Annotated in this window: 22 protein-coding genes and 1 riboswitch; of the genes, 13 read left to right on the top strand and 9 right to left on the bottom strand. The window is 36.7% G+C overall.

Annotated features, from left to right (window positions below):
• Positions 1-71 precede the first annotated feature (71 nt).
• From ACWNCI_RS10125 to ACWNCI_RS10110, 4 genes are all read left to right on the top strand, one after another.
• Positions 72-512 carry a GNAT family N-acetyltransferase gene (locus tag ACWNCI_RS10125; RefSeq protein ID WP_449388201.1) on the top strand — a complete coding sequence of 147 codons (441 nt, stop codon included), beginning with the start codon at positions 72-74 and terminating at the stop codon, positions 510-512.
• Positions 513-588: 76 nt separating this feature from the next.
• The gene (locus tag ACWNCI_RS10120; protein WP_449388200.1) at positions 589-1,092 is read left to right on the top strand and encodes a DinB family protein; all 504 of its coding nucleotides are present in this window, start codon (positions 589-591) and stop codon (positions 1,090-1,092) included.
• Positions 1,093-1,538: 446 nt separating this feature from the next.
• Positions 1,539-1,964 (top strand): IS200/IS605 family transposase, encoded by a 426-nt coding sequence (gene tnpA, locus ACWNCI_RS10115; protein ID WP_449388199.1) that lies wholly within the window; start codon positions 1,539-1,541, stop codon positions 1,962-1,964.
• Between the two features lie 65 nt (positions 1,965-2,029).
• Positions 2,030-2,578, top strand: coding sequence for an L-threonylcarbamoyladenylate synthase (locus ACWNCI_RS10110; RefSeq protein ID WP_449388198.1), 549 nt, complete (start codon positions 2,030-2,032; stop codon positions 2,576-2,578).
• A 20-nt stretch (positions 2,579-2,598) separates the two neighbouring features.
• On the opposite strand, the gene ACWNCI_RS10105 is transcribed toward ACWNCI_RS10110, so the two are convergent.
• Positions 2,599-2,997, bottom strand: coding sequence for a hypothetical protein (locus ACWNCI_RS10105; protein ID WP_449388197.1), 399 nt, complete (start codon positions 2,995-2,997; stop codon positions 2,599-2,601).
• Positions 2,998-3,007: 10 nt separating this feature from the next.
• On the opposite strand from ACWNCI_RS10105, the gene ACWNCI_RS10100 reads away from it, so the two are divergent.
• The gene (locus ACWNCI_RS10100; RefSeq protein ID WP_346984444.1) at positions 3,008-3,454 is read left to right on the top strand and encodes a winged helix-turn-helix transcriptional regulator; all 447 of its coding nucleotides are present in this window, start codon (positions 3,008-3,010) and stop codon (positions 3,452-3,454) included.
• Positions 3,455-3,464: 10 nt separating this feature from the next.
• On the top strand, positions 3,465-4,886 hold the full coding sequence (locus tag ACWNCI_RS10095; protein ID WP_449388196.1) for a CCA tRNA nucleotidyltransferase: 1,422 nt from the start codon (positions 3,465-3,467) through the stop codon (positions 4,884-4,886).
• Between the two features lie 149 nt (positions 4,887-5,035).
• On the opposite strand, the gene ACWNCI_RS10090 is transcribed toward ACWNCI_RS10095, so the two are convergent.
• From ACWNCI_RS10090 to ACWNCI_RS10080, 3 genes are all read right to left on the bottom strand, one after another.
• On the bottom strand, positions 5,036-6,112 hold the full coding sequence (locus tag ACWNCI_RS10090) for a DUF6923 family protein (protein ID WP_449388195.1): 1,077 nt from the start codon (positions 6,110-6,112) through the stop codon (positions 5,036-5,038).
• A gap of 10 nt (positions 6,113-6,122) precedes the next feature.
• The gene (locus ACWNCI_RS10085) at positions 6,123-7,952 is read right to left on the bottom strand and encodes a TonB-dependent receptor plug domain-containing protein (protein WP_449388194.1); all 1,830 of its coding nucleotides are present in this window, start codon (positions 7,950-7,952) and stop codon (positions 6,123-6,125) included.
• Between the two features lie 29 nt (positions 7,953-7,981).
• Positions 7,982-8,158, bottom strand: a riboswitch (cobalamin riboswitch).
• A gap of 328 nt (positions 8,159-8,486) precedes the next feature.
• Entirely contained in the window at positions 8,487-8,969 is a 483-nt protein-coding gene (locus ACWNCI_RS10080; protein ID WP_449388193.1) for a cytidine deaminase, read from the bottom strand.
• A 102-nt stretch (positions 8,970-9,071) separates the two neighbouring features.
• Here ACWNCI_RS10080 and namA point away from each other — a divergent pair, with 102 nt between their 5' ends.
• The 3 genes from namA to ACWNCI_RS10065 are packed head-to-tail and all read left to right on the top strand — an operon-like array spanning position 9,072 to position 10,805.
• Complete coding sequence (gene namA / locus ACWNCI_RS10075) at positions 9,072-10,124, top strand: NADPH dehydrogenase NamA (protein WP_449388192.1); 1,053 nt, start codon at positions 9,072-9,074, stop codon at positions 10,122-10,124.
• Positions 10,125-10,157: 33 nt separating this feature from the next.
• Positions 10,158-10,448 (top strand): DUF2752 domain-containing protein, encoded by a 291-nt coding sequence (locus tag ACWNCI_RS10070; protein WP_042719742.1) that lies wholly within the window; start codon positions 10,158-10,160, stop codon positions 10,446-10,448.
• Between the two features lie 27 nt (positions 10,449-10,475).
• A complete protein-coding gene (locus ACWNCI_RS10065) occupies positions 10,476-10,805 on the top strand; it encodes a CCC motif membrane protein (protein WP_042719743.1) in 330 nt (109 codons plus the stop codon).
• A gap of 108 nt (positions 10,806-10,913) precedes the next feature.
• Here ACWNCI_RS10065 and ACWNCI_RS10060 read toward each other — a convergent pair whose 3' ends face one another.
• The 3 genes from ACWNCI_RS10060 to ACWNCI_RS10050 all read right to left on the bottom strand — a co-directional run bounded on the left by ACWNCI_RS10060 (position 10,914) and on the right by ACWNCI_RS10050 (position 13,319).
• Positions 10,914-12,440 (bottom strand): endonuclease, encoded by a 1,527-nt coding sequence (locus ACWNCI_RS10060; RefSeq protein ID WP_449388191.1) that lies wholly within the window; start codon positions 12,438-12,440, stop codon positions 10,914-10,916.
• A 167-nt stretch (positions 12,441-12,607) separates the two neighbouring features.
• On the bottom strand, positions 12,608-13,135 hold the full coding sequence (locus ACWNCI_RS10055) for a DUF4136 domain-containing protein (RefSeq protein ID WP_346984453.1): 528 nt from the start codon (positions 13,133-13,135) through the stop codon (positions 12,608-12,610).
• Position 13,136: 1 nt separating this feature from the next.
• Positions 13,137-13,319: a DUF5522 domain-containing protein gene (locus ACWNCI_RS10050; protein ID WP_042719747.1), complete on the bottom strand. Its 183-nt coding sequence runs from the start codon at positions 13,317-13,319 to the stop codon at positions 13,137-13,139.
• 41 nt (positions 13,320-13,360) lie between these two features.
• On the opposite strand from ACWNCI_RS10050, the gene ACWNCI_RS10045 reads away from it, so the two are divergent.
• From ACWNCI_RS10045 to hemL, 4 genes are all read left to right on the top strand, one after another.
• Positions 13,361-13,687: a hypothetical protein gene (locus tag ACWNCI_RS10045; RefSeq protein WP_449388190.1), complete on the top strand. Its 327-nt coding sequence runs from the start codon at positions 13,361-13,363 to the stop codon at positions 13,685-13,687.
• A 91-nt stretch (positions 13,688-13,778) separates the two neighbouring features.
• Positions 13,779-14,684 carry a 1-aminocyclopropane-1-carboxylate deaminase/D-cysteine desulfhydrase gene (locus ACWNCI_RS10040; protein WP_449388189.1) on the top strand — a complete coding sequence of 302 codons (906 nt, stop codon included), beginning with the start codon at positions 13,779-13,781 and terminating at the stop codon, positions 14,682-14,684.
• A gap of 63 nt (positions 14,685-14,747) precedes the next feature.
• Positions 14,748-15,806 carry a glucosaminidase domain-containing protein gene (locus ACWNCI_RS10035; protein WP_449388188.1) on the top strand — a complete coding sequence of 353 codons (1,059 nt, stop codon included), beginning with the start codon at positions 14,748-14,750 and terminating at the stop codon, positions 15,804-15,806.
• 84 nt (positions 15,807-15,890) lie between these two features.
• Positions 15,891-17,174 carry a glutamate-1-semialdehyde 2,1-aminomutase gene (gene hemL / locus ACWNCI_RS10030; protein WP_449388187.1) on the top strand — a complete coding sequence of 428 codons (1,284 nt, stop codon included), beginning with the start codon at positions 15,891-15,893 and terminating at the stop codon, positions 17,172-17,174.
• A gap of 476 nt (positions 17,175-17,650) precedes the next feature.
• Here the strand turns inward: hemL and ACWNCI_RS10025 are convergent, their stop codons facing one another.
• On the bottom strand, positions 17,651-18,814 hold the full coding sequence (locus tag ACWNCI_RS10025; RefSeq protein ID WP_449388186.1) for a hypothetical protein: 1,164 nt from the start codon (positions 18,812-18,814) through the stop codon (positions 17,651-17,653).
• A 252-nt stretch (positions 18,815-19,066) separates the two neighbouring features.
• Positions 19,067-20,488: a hypothetical protein gene (locus ACWNCI_RS10020; protein ID WP_449388185.1), complete on the bottom strand. Its 1,422-nt coding sequence runs from the start codon at positions 20,486-20,488 to the stop codon at positions 19,067-19,069.
• Positions 20,489-20,527 lie beyond the last annotated feature (39 nt).

Genomic DNA, 20,527 nt, shown 5'->3' with positions numbered 1-20,527 from the left:
GACTTGCACAGCTTTGTCAAAGTTAAATTTTCACTGCTTTTAACTTTGTCAAAGTTTTAAAACCCAATATCATGATAAGAAAAGCAACCATTCAGGATGTGAGACAATTGTCTGAACTGTTTGATCAATACAGAATATTTTACCATAAAGAATCTGATATTCCTACAGCCGAAAAATTCATAACGGAAAGAATCGAAAATAAAGATTCCGAAATTTTTGTTGCTGAAAATCAAGATGAATTAGTCGGTTTTGTACAATTATATCCTTTGTTTTCCTCTACAAGAATGAAACGCTACTGGTTGCTGAATGATTTATATGTTAATGAAAATCACCGTGGAAACGGTTATTCTAAACAATTGATTGAAGAAGCTAAGAAAATGGCAGCATCTACCGATGCCTGCGGAATTCTTCTGGAAACCGGAAAATCGAATGATATCGGAAATCAATTATATCCGTCCTGCGGATTTGAAATTTATGACGAAGTAAATTTCTATGAATGGACCAATAATTAATGTAACAATTTAATAATGTAGCAGTTTACCAATAATTGTTACATTGCTAGACTGACACATTGTTAAACTTATAATTATGACAGAATTTCAAAAATACATACAGCGATATTTAGATTTAATTCCTTCTGAAAACTGGCTGGAAGAATTGAAAAGAACAGAAGAGAAAACAGTTGGAATTTATAGTAAACTTTCGGAAGAACAATCGCTTTTTGCCTACGCAGAAGGAAAGTGGACACTTAAAGAATTGCTTTTACACCTGTCAGATACCGAAAGGGTTTTTCAATACAGAATCCTGGCTTTCGCAAGAGGCGACAAAAATGAACTTCCCGGTTTTAACGAGGAAAACTACGCCAAAAATTCTTATGCTAATGAAAGAAGACTGAATTCTCTGATAGAAGAATATCAATCCGTAAGAAAATCGTCACAGATACTGCTGGAAACCTTGAATCCTTCAGCTTTAAAGAATACCGGAACAGCCAACGGAAATGAAATTTCAGTAGAAATTATCGGGAAATTAATTGTAGGACACAATGTGCATCATTTGAATATTATTGAGGAAAGATATTTGCCCGGTTTATGAAGTATTCCCTAAAAAATATCTTAACTCTCATAAGCCTGTTAACTTTTATAGTCTCTCTCTTCTTTACGGCTTTTACAGTTATAGAGTCAAGAGGAATTAGAGATTATAGTTCTTTTGAGCTTTTACTAATTGGGGCTATAAGTTTTCTAGGTGGCGGAATCTTGGAATGTTTTATTTGGTCAGCGAATATTTGGTTTTTCGTATCAATAGCCTGCTTCTTTTTTAAGAAGTGGAAGAAAAGCTACTATTTATAGCCTGGAAATCGGATATTTTTTATGGCTGGCTTCAATTCTGTTTTTGATATTTTCTTCAATTTATTTGAGAGTTAAAAAATAATTTTACAAATATCAATAGGGACGGGCTTTAGCCCGTTTTCTATTCAATAGAATTCAATCGGCTTTAGCCAAAATCTAAAATAAATTTATATTTTTGGACAAACAACACAAATGTCTTATATTAAAATTTATATTCACTTAGTTTTCTCTACAAGAAATAGAATTCACTATTTAAATACTTCAGCGTTAAGAATTAAAGTCTGGAAACATATCAAAGAAAATGCTTCAGAAAAAGGAATTTATATAGATATGGTAAATGGTTACTCTGATCATTGTCACTGCTTAATTTCTTTAAGCTCGGGACAAAGTATAGAAAAAGTTATTCAGATGGTAAAAGGAGAATCATCCTTTTGGATTAATAAGAATCAATTGACAAAAGAAAAATTTGCGTGGCAGGATGAATATTTTGCAGTTTCTGTTTCAGAATCTATGATTGAAGCGGTTAGAAATTATATTAAAAATCAGGAAACTCATCATAAAAAGAAAACATTTGCAGAAGAATATCAGATGTTTTTGGATAAATTTAATTTTAAATAAGCTTTGGCTAAAGCCAATTGAATTTTTATCTTTGAAGACGGGCTAAAGCCCTCCCCTACTGAATTATGGAAAACATCATACAAATATTAAAATCCGGCGGCACCATTTTATATCCTACAGATACGATCTGGGGAATTGGATGTGATGCCACCAATATAGAAGCAATTAATAAAATTTTCGACATCAAAAAACGGGAAAAGAACAAATCTATGATCATTTTGGTAGAATCTGAAAAGAGGTTACAGGATTTGGTTGACGTTCCGGAAATGGCTTGGGAAATCATCGATTTGAGTGAAAAACCGGTGACTATTGTTTATGAAAATCCTAAAGGGCTGCCCAAAGAACTTCTTGCCGAAGACGGAAGTATCGGAATCCGTTTGGTGAAAAATGATTTCTGTAAAAAATTAATTACAAAACTCAATAAGCCTTTGGTTTCAACTTCAGCCAATTTCAGTGGTGAAAAAAGTCCTTTGAAATTCTCTGATATTTCTCCTGAAATTATCAATCTGGTAGATTATGCCGTGGAAGAAGACAGAGAAAAAGTCTCTAAATATTCGGGATCTTCAGTAATCAAAATCTGGAGTGATAATAGGATAAAGGTTCTTAGAGAATAATTTTTAGATGATTTCTGAAACTAAGTCTTAATAATTCTGTACAGCTTTATAACGGCCCAAAGTTCAAGAATCGCTATAACTCCGATCATAATGGTGTTGGTCATGGTTCCGTTTGTGACTACATTAACAATAATATCTCCGGTTTCTATTACCAGTCTTGAAATCAGGGTAATAAAAAGCCATTGAGGTTTATTAAAAATTACGGAAATCAATAAAGCGGCAACGCCGCCTAACACTCTTACTCCTGCGCTGCTAAATCCAAGCTGTGACGAATAATCTGTGATGCTTGCTCCGGGAAAAGATAATCCGGGATTGAAGGTGAAAACATAAAAGAAAAATATTCCCGCTACAATTAGAATCCACGAGAATATTTTTACCGATAAGGGAATGCTTTGATGTAAATGTAATTTGTTTTTCATCATAAATGTTTTGGTAAAATTAAATAAAAATCCAATTTCCTATAATATCTTTGGCGAAAATATAAGTATCTTTCAGGATACCAAAAACAGGATGATGAAAAATAAACAAAAACAACTGCGGCTTAGAGACGTTAATGACGTTATTTATATTATCGGTGGAAGATGGAAAAGTGCTATTCTTGCCAGCTTGTGCGATAAAGAAAAGCGATTTAATGAATTACAAAGAGATCTTCAACATATTACTGCAAGAACTCTGATCAGGGAACTCAAATTTTTAGAGCAAAACCTACTGATTACTAAAAAAGAGCTTGACGGAACTTCTTATTATATGCTTTCAGAACATGGCAAATCTTTAGAACCTCTGATAGAATCTATCGTGACATGGGGCCAAAAACATAGAAAATTAATTATAGAACAAAAGGATGATACGCTTATCTTTGCAGATTCTGAATTTTGACATATTTAAAATGAATATCAATCTTAATCAAAATAAAAACCTTAAACTTTTTAAAATAATTTCTGAAGTCGCGGAAAGTAATGGCCAGTCAGTGTATATCGTTGGTGGTTATGTCCGTGATTTACTGATGAAAAGAAAAGCTTCTACAGATATTGATTTTGTAACTGAACAAAGCGGAATTGAACTTGCCCAAAGCGTAGGAAAAGAAATTGATCCCAGGATGAAAGTTTCTGTTTTCAAAACGTACGGAACGGCAATGATTAAATACAAAGACCTTGAACTTGAATTCGTTGGTGCCAGAAAAGAAAGCTATACCGAAAACAGCCGCAAACCGGAAGTAGAAGGTGGAACGATTGAAGATGACCAGAAGAGAAGGGATTTTACGATCAATGCCATGGCAATTTCCCTTAATAAAGATAATTTTGGTGAGCTGATCGATCCTTTTAATGGTGTTGATGATCTGGAAAAAGGGATCTTAAGAACACCCTTGGAACCGTCACAAACGTATTCAGACGATCCTTTGCGAATGATGAGAGCGATTCGTTTTGCGTCGACCTTACAGTTTCAGATTGAAGAACAATCTTTGGAAGCGATCAGGCAGGAAGCGGAAAGAATAAAAATTGTTTCCAGGGAAAGAGTAATGGTCGAATTTAATAAAATCATGCTTTCCGAAAAGCCTTCGCTTGGCTTAAAATTAATGGAGCAGACAGGTTTAATGAAATTGATCATTCCCGAATTGATTGATCTGAAAGGAGTAGAAGAAGTTGAAGGACAAACGCATAAAGATAATTTTTATCATACCCTGGAAGTGGTAGACAATATTTCGGAAAACACAGACAATTTATGGTTGCGTTGGGCTGCATTACTTCATGATATCGGAAAAGCGCCTACCAAAAAATTTGTGGAAGGCACAGGCTGGACTTTCCACGGACATGAATTTTTAGGTTCTAAGATGGTGAAAACTTTGTTTCAGCGGTTGAAATTACCTTTAGGACCGGATATGAAATATGTTCAGAAAATGGTAAAACTTTCGTCTCGTCCAATTGCACTCATCACCGATGATGCCTCTGATTCTGCATTGCGGAGACTGCTTTTTGATGCCGGTGAAGATATGGAAGATCTTTTTACACTCTGTAAAGCCGATATCACGACAAAGAATTCCAAAAAGCAGGAGAAATTCAAGAAAAATTTTGAATATGTTGCGGTGAAAATAAAGGAAGTTGAAGAAAAAGATCAGGTAAGGAATTTTCAGCCGCCAATTTCCGGTGAAGAGATTATGTCTATGTTTAATCTGAAACCCGGTCGTGAAATAGGAATTTTAAAGGAAAAAGTAAAAGAAGCCATCCTTGAAGGTGAAATTGCCAATGACAGTGAGCAGGCCAGAAGTTTTGTGATTGCAGAGGCCGAAAAATTAGGATTAACCTTAGCATAAAATTATATCAATATAGATCGTATAAAGCAATAGATTTTCAGTCTGTTGCTTTTTTTGTTTAAATAAAATCCGGGCGGTTTCGAAGAAACCGCCCGGAAAAAAACACAAATGATGAAAAAATAAATTTCTATTCGCAATAAAGCGTAATATTAATTTTTATAAAATCCGTTTGTTGCGATTCCTGTATTGAATGATGATAACAGAGAACCGTTGTTCGCGTTGTAAACGGATACTTTGCTGTCTGAAGTGAATGTTTTTGCATCCGCTACATATAATCTTCCGTCGATTACATTGAATCCGTACAGATTGGTAACTCCTGTTAAGGTAACAAGTGGAGTCGTAGGAACTGTTGTAGAGCTGATATTCATAGAATATACTTTACTGTCGTTCACAAAATAGAATTTGTCAGAATCTATTTTCAGCTTCTGTACCTGTGGGATAGCCGTTAGAGTAACCGTGTCAAAAGATCCTGTTGTAGGATTGATTTTATAGATATAAGAATTGGTGTCGTTGGAAGTAAGTGCATAAGCAAACCCATTATAAGATACAAGATCTTTAATGATTGCACCTGTGTTTGGTAAATCTACTGTTTTAGAAACGGTATTTGTTGCCGGATTCACGATCGTGATCGTATTTCCTGTTGGATGACTTGCATAAGGAGGTGCTGAATCATAATAAATACCATCTGTCTGTACTACGATATTTCCCCCGGCTTCAACTACTTTTTCGGCATATCTGTCGAAGTTTATGCTTTTTACAAATGAATTGTCGTTGGCATTATAAACATTCAGTTTTTTTACCGTTGAAAAATTGTTGTTTGTCACAAAATATTGATTTCCTGAATACGCGATGTATCTCGGGTTGTCAAGGTTTGATGTAACGGTAGCCTGTTTTCTGAAAGTATGTTTGTTTACAATTTCAATTTTGTTAGGGGTATTCATCACTAAATAAGCATACTCTCCTCTGAAGCCAATTGTTTGCAAAACACTCCCTAAAATTTCGTTGTTATTATTTGCAGCGTAGATTCCGTTTTGCAAAATTCCTAAATCGTTGCTTACATACGAAACGTCAGAAGTCGGTGTTGAGAACCCTCCTTCATTGGAAATGATGATACCGTTTGCATAATCTACCTGTGGTGCTTCCATCACAAATTCGTCATCGCTACAGGCAATGTTGAACAACAATGCTGAAGCAAATGCAAGAGATAAAATTTTTCTGATTTTCATTTATTTTTATTTAAAAATTAATATTCAAATAGATACTGTAGTTTCTTTTAGGCAGTGGGTAAAATGCCGTTGTCTGATAGATTTCGTTAAAAATATTATTCACCTTACCGCCGATAGTATAATTTTTAAGAAAAGTCCCCGATACACCTGCGTTCATCACAAAATACGGTTCCAGCGCAGAACTTCTCTTTTCTTCGGTATCGGCATACGTAAGGCCATTGTACATCCCCTGAACATAGATTTTCATGAACGAATAACGATAGTCAATATTCCCGAAAAACTTATGAAGCGGAACATACATCAATTGCTTTTCCGTCAAAAGATTGATTGATTTTGTGTAAGAATATCCCAAATTTGTTTTTAAAACATGCTTCCCGAATTTCTTCTCATATTCGATTTGAGAATCCAAGCCATATGATTGCACTTTATAGGTATTTACAGGAGAATAATATCCCATATTGCTTGGCAGCCAGGTAATCATGTCGGTGATCCTAATGTAGTATGGCGTTAGCGTAAGTTTTGCTCCTGCAATTTTAAATTGGTTTTTGAGGTCAAACTGATAAGCTGTTTCAGGTTTCAGATCAATATTTCCTCCCGGCTGCCAGTAAAGGTCATTAAATGATGGATATCTGAAATTCTTGGCTATATTCAGATTAAGATTGTACCAGGTTGCAACATTCCAGTTTCCTGAAAATGAAAGTAAAACCGGCGAACTGTAATCTTCAACAAAATCTTTTTTAATTCCTGCTTCAAAACGTAAATCTTTTGTCGCAAAATACCTTAGCAATCCGGCTAAAGAACCAACATTTCTGCTGACACCTTTAATGCCGCTCATGTATCCTTCTGCTTTATTCACCTGAAATTCTCCGATGACATTAATATTCCATTTTGAGGTCAGGAAATAATTAAAATCATTTTTGAGAATATAATTTTTTCCTGTTCCGCCACTGCTTTTAGGATAGTCAATATGGTCAAAATACTGGAAGTTTTCCTCAGTGTAAGCTGCACGGAAAACATTACTCATTTTAGAAGTATTCCAGTCCCATACAAGTAGGCTTCTCACATTTTGGGTTTCATATTTTGTTTTGGTATAGTCGTCAAGAAATACAGGAAAATGCTGATTGCCGTTAAAGAATTCAGTGATCCAGGATAGCTGATGATGGGGAGCAATTTTGTAAGCTGCCGCAATATTGAAATTCGTGTTGGAATATTGTCCGTTTCTGTTGATATAGTTTCGTGATTCTTCTACTTTATAATCATTTTCGCTCTCCGAATAATTTCCCGAAAATTTAAAGCTGAATTTATCATTTGAAAATGAAGCTTTTGCAAAATTATTATAAGTGCTAAACGATGCAGCCTCAGAAAATAGGGATGCATGAAAACCCTTATTAAAATCTAAGCTGTTGTTAAGGTGTACCGTTCCTCCAATTGCTCCGCTGCCGTAGACAACCCCTACACTTCCGGACTTTACATCAAGCTGGTCAAATCCCATAAAAGGAATATTGTTCACATCTCCCTGTCCTAAAAACTGTGAGTTGATATTGATGCCATTCCATACAAAAGCGGTCTGCTGAGCTGTCGTTCCCCTGAAAGAAGGCGATGAAGCTGCGCCACGTCCGTTTTCTTTGATATAGACTTGAGACTGGAAACGTAAGGTTTCGGAAAGGTTAGTTGAATTTTTCTGAGCATCTTCAGGACTGATGGTATTCACTTTATGAAAAAGTTTCACCTTACTTATTTGGTTATCAAAAACATAAACCGTGTCAATAGCTTTCTCCTGCGCGGAAAGAAAGCAACCATAAGCCGAAAAAATCAGTAATAAAGATTTTTTTATATCCATTCTATTTTACTTTTCCTCCGAAAGCAATGTATTTAGTTACAATTCTGGCAGGTCTCCTGACTTTCGCTTTTCTACACCTTCCCGTTTTCACAGTGGTTTGTCGTAGAAATCTTTAATGCGATTTACAGTTGCGGGGACAGTCCGGGATTTTCGCCCGATTCCCTTTTCATTCCAAATGATTGGAAACCAAAATTTTTGCAAATATAAACTTATTACGCTGAAATCCAAAAACAGAAAATAATTAAAGCCGCATTACTATTTTTAAATCACTGCAATTTAAATTTCAAGGAGCCGGGAACCTGCTTTCCACTGCAATTCCTCATTACGCGGCTTCGCCGCTCCATTCCGGGATTTCCGTTGCAATCAGGGCTAGGGTTTCAGGTCAGGTGGCTTCGACAAGCTCAGCCACCACAGAAATAACAGTCATTTTTTACGACTTACAGCTATTTATAAAAATGGAGGTATTGATCGAAGCTGTCGAATGGTGATTGGCTCTCAAATGGTGATTGAGGCTCTCGAAATCACCATTAAATTTTATAAAAACGTAGAATCAAAATAAAACGGCAGCAAATCTTTTATCGCATTCACTTTTACGACTTCTTCGTTCATGCTGGAAAAATAAAGATCAATATTTTCATTCTGCTTCGTTTCGTATTCCATTAAGCTTTGCCTGCAGGCTCCGCATGGTGGAATCGGCGGGTTTTTCTCATGAAATTCCCTCGGGCCTCCTACTACGAAAATCTTCTTGATTTTCACATCCGGAAAATTAGCCGCAATCCAGAATAAAGCTGTTCTTTCCGCACAAAGCCCGGAAGGATACGCTGCATTTTCCTGATTGTTTCCTGAATAGATTTCGTCATTTTCAAGCAAAACCGAACAGCCTACCAGAAAGTTGGAGTAGGGGGCATATGCATTTTCGCGAGCTTCTTTTGCTCTTTCGAATAATTGTTTTTCTATGTCGTTCAGTTCACTGCTATTCTTAAAATATTCGTAACTGATGTGAGTTTCTTTTTTCATATATTGTGGATTAAAAAAAGGGGGATAAAATTACTTTTTTTTCGTGAGGTGGGCAATATAGGCCTGTTCTTTGCAATTCTCAATTTTTAAAATAAGATTAAAATGTTATATACTCCGATCAAATTCAGAAATGTTGAATTGAAAAACCGCTGGGTAATGTCGCCCATGTGTATGTATTCCAGTGAAAACGGATTTGCAAATGATTTTCATTTTGTTCATTACGGAAGCAGGGCTCAGGGCGGGGCCGGATTAATTATAGTGGAAGCTACCGGCGTTGAACCTCGCGGAAGAATTACCAATCACTGCATGGGAATCTGGAATGATGAGCAGGCAGAAAAACTTCAGAAAATTGTAGAATTTGTTCATAAAAATTCAGACAGTAAAATAGGAATTCAGCTGTCACACTCCGGCAGAAAGGGTTCTACGGAAAATACAACTCAGATTTCAATTGAAGAGGGCTGGGAAACGATTGCTCCAAGCCCGATCCCTTATCATCCAACGGAAAGAATTCCTCACGCTTTAACGGCTGAAGAAATTAAAGAACAGGTTAAGAATTTTAAAAACGCAGCGAAAAGAGCCGTAAAAGCTGGTTTTGATGTTATTGAAATTCACGCAGCACATGGTTATCTGATTCATCAGTTTTTATCTCCGCTTTCTAATATCAGAACGGATGAATATGGCGGGGGCTTTGAAAACAGAATCCGTTTTCTAATTGAAATTGTAGATGCAGTGAATGAAGAACTGAACGATAATGTGGCTTTGTTTGTAAGAATCTCAGGAACAGAATATGCAGAAAATGGCTGGGACATTAATGATAGTGTTGAGCTGGCAAAAATTCTAAAGAATCATGCTGTTGATCTTGTAGACGTTTCCAGTGGTGGAAATATTCATGGGGTAAAAATTCCGCTTTTTGATGGTTATCAGGTTCCGCTTTCTTCACAGGTGAGAAATGAAGCAAATGTAAAAACCGGAGCTGTAGGGCTGATTAAAAAAGTTTCGCATGCTGAGGAAATTCTGCAAAAAGGTGATGCCGATCTGATTTTTATTGCCAGAGAAATTTTAAGAAATCCTTATATAGCAGTTCAGGGATCATTTGAGATGGATGAAGAATGCTTTTTTCCGCATCAGTATCTGAGAGCGAAAATATCTTCGTAATTTTTATATATTTGATCAACAAAAAACGAAAATATGAAAGCAGAAGATTTCATGCTGCCTTGTCCAACCAAGAAATTTCTTGGAATAGATTGTTTTGGCTGTGGAAGTCAAAGAGCTATTTTGATGGTTTTTGAAGGAAAATTTACAGAAGCTTTTCATATGTTTCCGGCCGTATATACATTGCTTTTATTTTTCGGAGCAATAATTCTCAATTTTATAGATAAAAAAAGAAATTACGGTAATGTATTAATTTTTCTGGCAATTATTAATTCAGTCATAATGGTAATTTCTTATTTTTACAAACATCACATTTTTATACATTAAATAAACACGAACATTAAATTATAAACTATGAATCAAAAATTACCAAACGCAACAGTCGTTTTAGTTTTAGGAATTGTCTCCATTGTAACATGCTGCTGCTATGGCGTTATAGGCCTTATTGCGGCAATAATTGGTCTTGTTCTCGCGAATAAGGATCTTGTTTTATACAAGCAAAACCCTGGAGAATATACTAATTATGGAAACTTGAATGTGGGAAGAATACTTTGTATTATTGGTATTATTCTGAATGTAATTTCTGTTATCTATTACATTTACATTATTTCTTCTGTAGGAGTTGATGCTCTTTCAAACCCTGAATTGCTACAGGAAAGAATCAGAGATATGCAGGGAAATTAATTTCTTCACCTCTTAAAAAACTAAACTCCTTCTCTCAAACGAAAGAAGGAGTTTTATATTGATACAATGAAGTAGAAACTATCAGCTTCTCATTCATTATCCATCTTATTATTTCACAATAAATTTAAGACTCGCTGAATCCATTTTTAAAATATAAATGCCTTGCGGAAGGTTTTTAATTTTAATTGAATTTCTGCTGCTTTTAAAAGGCTGATCAAATGTTTGCATCACGTTTCCCTGAAGATTGTAAATTTCAGCTTTTCTGATGTTTTGTGTCTCACCTTTTACAAAAATTTCATTGTTTGAAATCGGGTTGGGTGAAATCTGTAATTTGGTTTGATCTGAGTTTAATTCCGTAGCAGAGATTTGCATCTGTCGTGATGTCCCTGAATAACACGTCCAGCTAAGGTTATCAATGGCTACTCTGTTGCTTGTCGAACTATTTTCCAGTTCCACCACTACATTTCCTGTAATGTTAATATTGCTGATGGTGGTTGTCGTAGCATTTGTATTATACGGTACCGTTCCTACTGTCGTTCCATTCACTTTTACGTTGAAAGTTCCGTTTGATCCTGAGAATTTAAGTTGTGTAGTCACAGTTAGTGAACCTATTCCGTTGGCAGAGCTGCCGGACGTTAAAGCTCCGTCTCTTACAGTAATTGCTTTCGTGGAAATAGTCTGGTCAGTTCTTGCATCTGTCGCCGTCCATGAAATTCCATTATTTGTCCATGTTCTTGTAAGATACGAAGAAGAGCTTGACGTTGGAATAGTTTCGAAAGTTTCATTAGCACAAGATGTCGAAGTTGGAGGGTTTGTTGTTCCGCCGCCTGACCCCCAGATTAAATTAACATAATTCGGGTTGTCGATAAAAGGATTTCTGTTTCCCTGGAAAGTGTATGAAGCATTATTTCTGTTGATTTCCGCCTGTGATACCGGATCCTGATTGTGCCATGCCAGTAAAACATTCAGTTCCCAGGTTTGTAATCCCGGAAATGTTGAATTTCCCAGCATATTTCCTGATGAAAAGGTGGAAAGCTTGCTTTCATAGCGTGTTACAAAATAGAAAATCATTCTGGCAACATCCCCTTTAAATTCATCAATCGGCTCGAAAACCGTTCCTGAATATCCCGAAGAATTTGAATTTCCCAATTTAGAACCATTTGCAGAGGTAAATGTTGCTGTTCCTACTTTCCCGAAAGGATAATTGGAACGCATACCGTTTACTTTTCCATCGGTTGCTCTTATGAAATGAATGTCGGAAACCATTGGCGAAGCCTGATTGAATAAACTTTGAGGAACAATATGCTCCCTGTTGTAGCAGTTACCTTCTACAGAATACGTTCCACATTGGTTGGTTCCGGGAGTGTAATTATAAGGATCGGTTCCGGATGGTTTTTCGGAGTAAATATCCAGAATAGAACCGTCATTTTCATAATTTTTGTCGATATCGGTCGTTTTGTAGCCGGTCCACAGTCCGCTGTAGCCTTTATCCTGATGGCCGTTGGTAATAATGGTGCTTAATGCCGTTTTCAGAGGCGCTCCCGATAATCCGTTTGCCGAATTATAATATCCTGAAGGCGCCTGAGCATTGGCCATGATAGAGGCAAATGCAAGAATCAATAATGATTTTTTCATGTTAATATTTTAGTCTGGTAAGATTAACACAAATTTATGAATTAAGAATTACGGAATTGTTAATTCTGATTTATTATTCTAAAATGTGGTGAAATATTTATTTAATAATAACAAAAAAGCCAATACAAACACTGTATTGACTTTCTATATATCTTATTAAATTAATTTTACTTTCTTTGCGGAGGGTAATTCTTCATAATTTCCGCCATGATTTCAGGAATTTGTTTTTGCTTAGCTTTTGGACGATCCACGGAGATTCCGCTTCCGATTCCCTGCCAAACCAGTTTGTTTGATCTTGCATCAACCATATCCACGATGATGGCACCTTCGTTATAATTGCTGGTCCAGGTTCTGTTCATCCCGATTCCCCATCCGAACGGTCCGCCCCAACCCCATGCTCCATAAGGTGACGAAGTTGTAACATCAGTTATTTTTTTATGGTTGGCTTTTACATTAATGATCAGATCAGGATTTTCACCCGATTGAAGACCCTTAGTCTGCAGTTGTCTCGAAAGTTCATTTAAAACTCTGTCTTTGTCGATGTCATTCAGTTTCAGATCATCAATTCTCAACTTGTAGGTTTTGTAAGTGGTGAAATTTGCAGTGTCCGCATAGTCGGAACGTACATTGAAAGGACTACAAGATGTCAAACCCAAAGTAGCCGAGGCTAACAAAATAAAAATATATTTTTTCATTTTATTTAATTTTTTTATCGTTTTTAATAAATGTGTCGGTTTTTTTATCGTATCCGTAAGGACAATGTCTACAGCCACTTTTACAGCAATATCCTCTTTTTAGATGAAATTTTTCTGTAAAAACCTTATACCCCTGCTCGTTGTAGTAAAAATCTTCACCTTCTTTGATGTCAAAAAGTGCCATAGGTTAAATCTCTAAGCCAAAAACTTTTTATATTTGTTATTATGATAATTGTATGCCATAAACCTTTAAAATTATTAAAAATCAGCGGCATTACTCTTTTTCCCTTCATCTTCGTTAGGAATCTCGAAGATAAGAAAAATAAAGTATTGATTAATCATGAAAAAATTCATTTAAGACAACAAATGGAAATGCTGGTGATTTTCTTCTATATTTTCTATGTCATTGAATATTATTACTGGTTATTCAGACTGAAAAATCCTTATCAGGCTTATAGAAGAATTTCTTTTGAAAGAGAAGCCTACGCCAATGAAAATAATCTGAATTATCTGCAAAAAAGAAAATTCTTGACCTTCAGGAAATATCTTTGATCGTATTTTATTTCCACCAAACATTTATTTTAAGTTTTGTTTAACTAATTTATAAAGTATCATTTAAAATAAATTCAGGAAATTTGCAGGGATGAAAATTCCGGAAATACATATTCCTGTCGTTGAAATTCCTGTCGGAAAAAAGGTGAAGCTCTTTATGAAAAGAGAAGATCTCATTCATCCTGAAATTTCCGGAAATAAGTACTGGAAATTATTCTTTAATATTAATAATTATTTGGATAAAAATCCTGAAAAGCCTTACATCATTACTTTCGGAGGTGCTTTTTCCAATCATATTGCTGCCGTTTCTGCTTTAGGAAAACTTTCCGGAATTCCCACACTGGGCGTTATCAGAGGAGAAGAATTAAAAGATAAATGGCGCGAAAACACCACCTTGGTTTTTGCTAAGAAAAGCGGAATGAATTTAAGGTTTGTTACTCGTGAGGAATACCGCCACAAAGAAAAAATTGCCGAATTTTTACAGAAAGAATTTCCCGACGCGCTCATTGTCCCTGAAGGCGGAACCAATCAGGAAGCCGTAGAGGGCGTGAAAATGATGCTGAATAACGAAACAAAAGATTTTGATTATCTTTGCACCGCAGTCGGAACAGGAGGTACGATTGCCGGAATCTCAAAATTCTGTGAAGAAAATCAGAAAGTTATCGGCTTTAAGACTGTAAGTGATTCTTCACTGGAAAATAAAATATCAACATTAACTCCGAAAGAAAATTTTAGTTTAATAGATTCAGCTTTTGGAGGTTATGGTAAAATAAATGATGAGAATATCCGTTTTATCAATGATTTTAAAGATCATTACGGAATTCCGCTTGAACCGATCTATACAGGAAAAATGATGCAGAAGATTTTTGAGATGATAAATGAAGAATATTTTCCTGAAAACAGTAAAATTCTGTGCTTCCATACCGGAGGATTACAAGGTATTGAAGGCGCAAATATGCTTTTGGAAAAACAAAACAGAAATTTAATTATAAAGTAAAATTGAAAAACATGAAACACTAGGTGTTCCATCTTTCATTTTAAAACAATAAAAAATTATAAGATGAAAAGACTTTTCTTATTCGTAAGCCTTTTAGTTTTATCAAAATTCTCAGCCCAGACCTGGGCTACTGAAGATCAGTACATCCAGAAATTTGCCAAATACGCAGTAGAAGAAATGGAAAAATACAGAATTCCCGCTTCTATAACCCTCGCACAGGGACTCCTGGAAACCGGAGGCGGACAAAGCCGGCTGGCATTGGAAGGTAAAAACCATTTCGGAATCAAATGCAAAGAAGACTGGACGGGCAAAACCATGAAACATACGGATGACGCACCCAATGAATGTTTCAGAGTGTATGACGATCCGCGACAATCGTATGAAGACCACTCGATATTCTTATCCACAAGAAAATATTACGCAAACCTTTTTAATTTGGATATGAAAGATTACAAAGCGTGGGCAACCGGCCTGAAAAAAGCAGGATATGCTACCAACCCACGTTATGCTTCCATATTAATAGGGAAAATTGAAAAATACAGATTATACGAATTCGACAATACCAGTTCAAAAGAAGTTCTGTATGCAGTCCTTAAAATGTACCCAAATCTAAAAGATGACAGAGTTTTCATGGCCCAACTGGAACCTGAAAAATATACCAGAAAGGTGAAAGATCCTGTAACGATAGAAGTTCCGTATAAGCAGACCTCTTATGCTCAGCAGCAGAAAAGAGTGGAAAGAATAAAAACAAAGGCGGAAATTCTTAATTCGATTTTAATTAAAAGTCACCCGAACGATGGTTTGAAATACATCGTTATCCCTGAAGATACGAGTGTGGAATATATCGCTAAGAAGTTTAAAATCAGCGAGAGCAAACTGATGAAATGGAATGAGCTGGAAGGTGACACATTACACAAAAATGACATTGTTTTCCTTGAATCCAAGAATTCCGCGGGAAATACAGCAACCTATAAAGCCGAAGCCGGAGAAGATATGCATGATATCGCCCAAAAATTCGGCATTAAATTGAATAAATTATATGCTAAAAACAGAATGGATGAAGGGCAGAGACCTTCGCCGGGACAGCTGATTTATTTAATTGATAAAAAACCCAGAAACTAAAAATTGGTTGTTTGGTTTTGGTTGATGGTTTTTTTGACCGACAACGAGCAATCATCAACCCGCAACCCGCAACTATCAACAAAAATGAAATACCAAAGAAGTTCAGCTTTATTCGATGAAGCTTACCAATACATTCCGGGAGGTGTAAATTCCCCTGTTCGTGCATTCAAATCTGTAGGCGGAGTGCCGGTTTTTATGAAATCTGCAAAAGGAGCTTATCTTACCGATGCCGATGACAATACTTATATTGATTATATTAATTCCTGGGGACCTGCTATTTTAGGCCATACCCATCCTGAAGTTTTGGAAGAATTAAAAATTCAGGCAGAGAAAGGTTTTTCTTTCGGAGCGCCCACCGAGCTTGAAACAGAGATCGCTAAATTTATCGTGGAAAACGTTCCGAACATCGATCAGATCAGAATGGTTTCCTCAGGAACGGAAGCCTGTATGAGCGCGGTAAGACTTGCAAGAGGATTTACAGGAAGAGATAAAATCGTAAAATTTGAGGGCTGTTATCACGGTCATTCAGATTCATTCTTAATTAAAGCGGGAAGTGGTGCTGCTACATTCGGAAATCCTAATTCTCCGGGCGTAACGGAAGGAACCGCAAAAGATACTTTACTGGCAAGGTATAATGATTTTGAACAGGTTGAAGATTTATTCAGACATAATCAGGGGCAGATTGCAGCGGTAATTATCGAGCCTGTAGCCGGAAATATGGGTTGTGTTCTTCCCGAAAACGAATTCCTACAGAAATTAAGAAAGATCTGTGACGAGAACGGTGCTTTGCTGATATTTGATGAAGTAATGACGGGTTTCAGACTTGCTTTCGGTGGCGCACAGGAACTTTTTAACGTAAAAGCAGATCTTGTCACCTACGGAAAAGTGATTGGTGGTGGGCTTCCGGTAGGAGCTTTTGCAGGAAGAAATGAAATCATGGATCATCTGGCACCTAAAGGCGGCGTATACCAGGCTGGAACACTGAGTGGAAATCCACTTGCTATGAGAGCCGGACTGAAGACATTACAGTTAATTAAAAATGATCCTGAATTTTTCAGCAGATTAGCCAAAACGACGGAAACGTTAGATTTTGAAATCGGGAAAATTTTAAATGAAAAAGGAATTGCTCATAAGATCAACAGAAAAGGATCGATGATGTCTGTATTTTTCCATATCAACAGAGTCAGCAACTTTGATGAGGCGCAGGAAGCCAATCATGCATTGTTTAACAATTTCTTCCACCAGATGCTCACCAACGGAATTTATCTTCCGCCAAGTGGTTATGAAACCTATTTTATTAGTGATGCCATTAAAGACAGGGAAATTGATATGACACTGGAAGCAGTGAGAAAATTTGAATATTCTTAGTTATTTAAAGATAAATTTTAAAGGATGAGGTTAGTAACTTCGTCCTTTCCATTTAAACTAAAATCAGATCGGGAGAAATTTTTTTAGTATCAGTAGAAATGGGCTTTAGCCCATTTACATCCATATAAATAATCCAGGCTTTAGCCAAAATCTATCATAATTTGGCTAAAGCCTTTATTTTGTTCCTTATTGAAATATCGGGCTGAAGCCCGATGCTACTGATAATTATTATTTTGTTAAGAACATCAAGCTTGCTATTTATAACACTGCTGATGATGTATTTTACGTCTTCAGACGGGTAAAAATACTGGTCTGAACATATAATAAAATGGTCCGGAGAGGTTCATTATCTATCCGGTGGGATGATTTACCTGTCACGACAGGTTATGGAAAATAGATATATCTTACTTAAATATTTTAGCTATAAATAAAAAGCACCGGAAAAATCCGATGCTGCTGTATATTTTTTATTATTCTTACTGTAGAGATGACCATCCTATTGCCCATGCCGGACTTGCCAGCTGATTTCCTGCACCGGTAGCATCAGATTTTTCGTTGTAGGTTGAAGGCTGTATGGTTACGCTGGAACCATCTGTTGCCTTTGCCGTCATTTTATTGGTAACATTAGTATCAAAAAAGACATCTTTTATTTTGCTTTGTCCGTTGATGTAGGTTACTGTAGGATCGCTTTCAATACTGAAACCGTCTGTCCAGTTGGAGAGAACTACATTCTCAAAGCTGGCATACGTTCCTGAATATAATCTTATCGCCTGAGATTCTCCGGTAGTACCACCGATAAGCGTTACGTTTTTTAGGGTAGGGCTGGATCTTGGAGAGGCATCGGCATTAGCCGCATTGTTTATTCCTTTAATTCCGGTATTTCCGGTACCGCTGGTTCTTCTTTTTGTATAAATATTGGATGCAGTTCCGATCCACCCGTCGGTCCATACAAAGGCATCATCTGCATTACTTACGGAAACAATGTTAGAAATATTTACCGTTCCCCCATATAGCTGGATACCGTCTTCAGCTCCGTTTACGACAGCGATATTTTCTACTTTGGTATCACTTCCCACGCCGTACAGGGATAGACCATTGAAGTTTTTATCGGTTGCAAAGCTGATTCCCGCATTTTCAATCCTTACATAGGTTAATGATCCTGAATTATCTGTAACTGCCGTTCCTCCGTAAGATGCATTTCCTACTTCTGTAGAGCCTGTTGTTCCGGTGTTGATAGGTGCTTTTCCACAGATTATAATTCCTCCCCAGCTTCCTGCGGTAGCAGCGGATGAATTAAATGTCACCGGTGAGGCCGATGTTCCGTTAGCATAGATCTGTCCGCCCTGTTCTACAAGGATATATGAGTCTGCAGCAGCCGTAGCAACGATTCTTGTTCCGGCTGGGATCACGAGCTTTCCGCCGTCCTTCACTCTTACTGCTCCCTTCAGTACATATACTTTTGTGGCATCAAGCGTTACGACCTGCCCGCTGGTGATATCGCCTTTGAAGTTGGCAGGATCCTGCGCAATTCCTACAACAGCTATCGTGGCTACATCATCGTCTTCCGTACAGGAATGAAAGATAAAAGAAGAACTTATAATAACAGCTGCCATGATGAGCTTCAGATAGTTTTTTTTCATAATATTTTCAGATTAAAGACCGTTTCTGTTTTCAGAAGACCAAATTACCATTTTTCCTTGTATTTTCACAATATAGATTTGGCAATCTGCTTTAACAAAATATTTAATCTTAATGGTTAAAATAGATTTTCCCTTAAAAACTGAGCTCCTTTGAAATTCCTGTAAAAATGTTTATTATTTACATATCAAAACAGCATCGGAAATATTTCCGATGCTGTTTTTTTAATTTGATATGAAGAAACTAATTACTAATTATAAATTGTAGTTTGTCCAACCAGCGTACCACGTATCGTTACCATCTTTTACAGCTCCTCTGTAAGTTACTGCTGTAAACCAGCTTGTTAATTTAGTGTTAGTGAATACCCCACCTGTTAATAGAGGAGAACCTGAAGCTGGAGAAAAGTTTGGCGTTGTTCCTGCCGGAGCCCAGGCATTTGTCAATTTCACATCAGCAGTGTACGTCAACGTTGAGTTTCCGTTAGCCGTGTACCAAGCGGTAAGATCTGCTAAAGTGAAAGCTGTAGGAGATGATGTAGAAGCTCCGAATTTCAACGGCGTTACCGTACCTGCAAGGATATTATTCTGGAATGCAAGACTTGAATTTCCGATGTTGTTATCTGTTGGAGTACCTTTGGTAGCATCAATAAATAAACCTACCGGATATCCTGTGAATACTGAGTTGAATACAGAAATTGAAGAGTTTCTTCTGATCTGCAATGCATTCTGGAATAAAGAATTGATTGTACCTACGTTTGTAGATGTGCTTGAAGAGTTGATAGGGCCAATGATCGTCATATTTGAGAATGTAGCCGATGTTTTCGGAGTTAAAGAAGATCCGTTTGCATCATTATCAGATTCGAAAGCATTAGATCCTGAAACGTCAGCCACCTGAGAATCTCTTACCGCAATACCGAACTGAACTTTTCCTGAATACCCGTTATCTGTATCGAAATCGTCATCAAGACCTTTGTAAGCAATAAGGTGAGAACAGTTTACCGTTCCTCCAAACCATTCGAAGCTATCGTCATTAGCATAAGAAACCTGTACATAATCTACCGTAGTTCCGCTCCCTACACCACCGAAAGTAATACCGTTGATTTCTTTGTCCGGTAAGAAAGCATATCCTGCATATTCTACTCTTACATATTTTAATACACCACTGTTGTCAGCAGCATTCGTTCCTCCGTAAAGACCCAGTCCTTCCGTGTTGTTGATCCCTCCTTCGATTTCACCTACACCAGCCTGTCCGTTGAAAGAAGCATTGGTAGGCGCAGCTCCTAAGATTACTAAACCTGCCCAGTCTCCTCTTTTAGGACTTGGTTTTTCTGAAGTAAAGATAATAGGGTTACTGGCAGTACCTTCTGCCATGATCTTGCTTCCTCTTGTAATAATTAAAGCACCGTTTTTATCAGCCTCGCCAACGATTTTAGTACCTGGCTCAATAGTTAAGGTAGCTCCGTTCGTTACATACACCAATCCTCTTAGTTTATAGATATTATTGGCTTTAAGGGTAAGATTTGAAGTGATTTTTCCTGAAAGGATAAGGTTTTCAGTGCTTCCGCTACCTGAACCATTCTGAACTATAGTTTGCCCATCTTCTTCTATGTTTCTACATGCTGTTACAGTAGTTGCTAGAGTACCAAGCATTAAAGAGTATAAAACAAATTTTTTCATGATATAAAGACTTATTTTTTTATTAGATAATTGATTTTA

It is taken from the genome of Chryseobacterium lineare (assembly GCF_977014045.1).
This window is presented reverse-complemented; position numbering and strand designations above follow the sequence as displayed.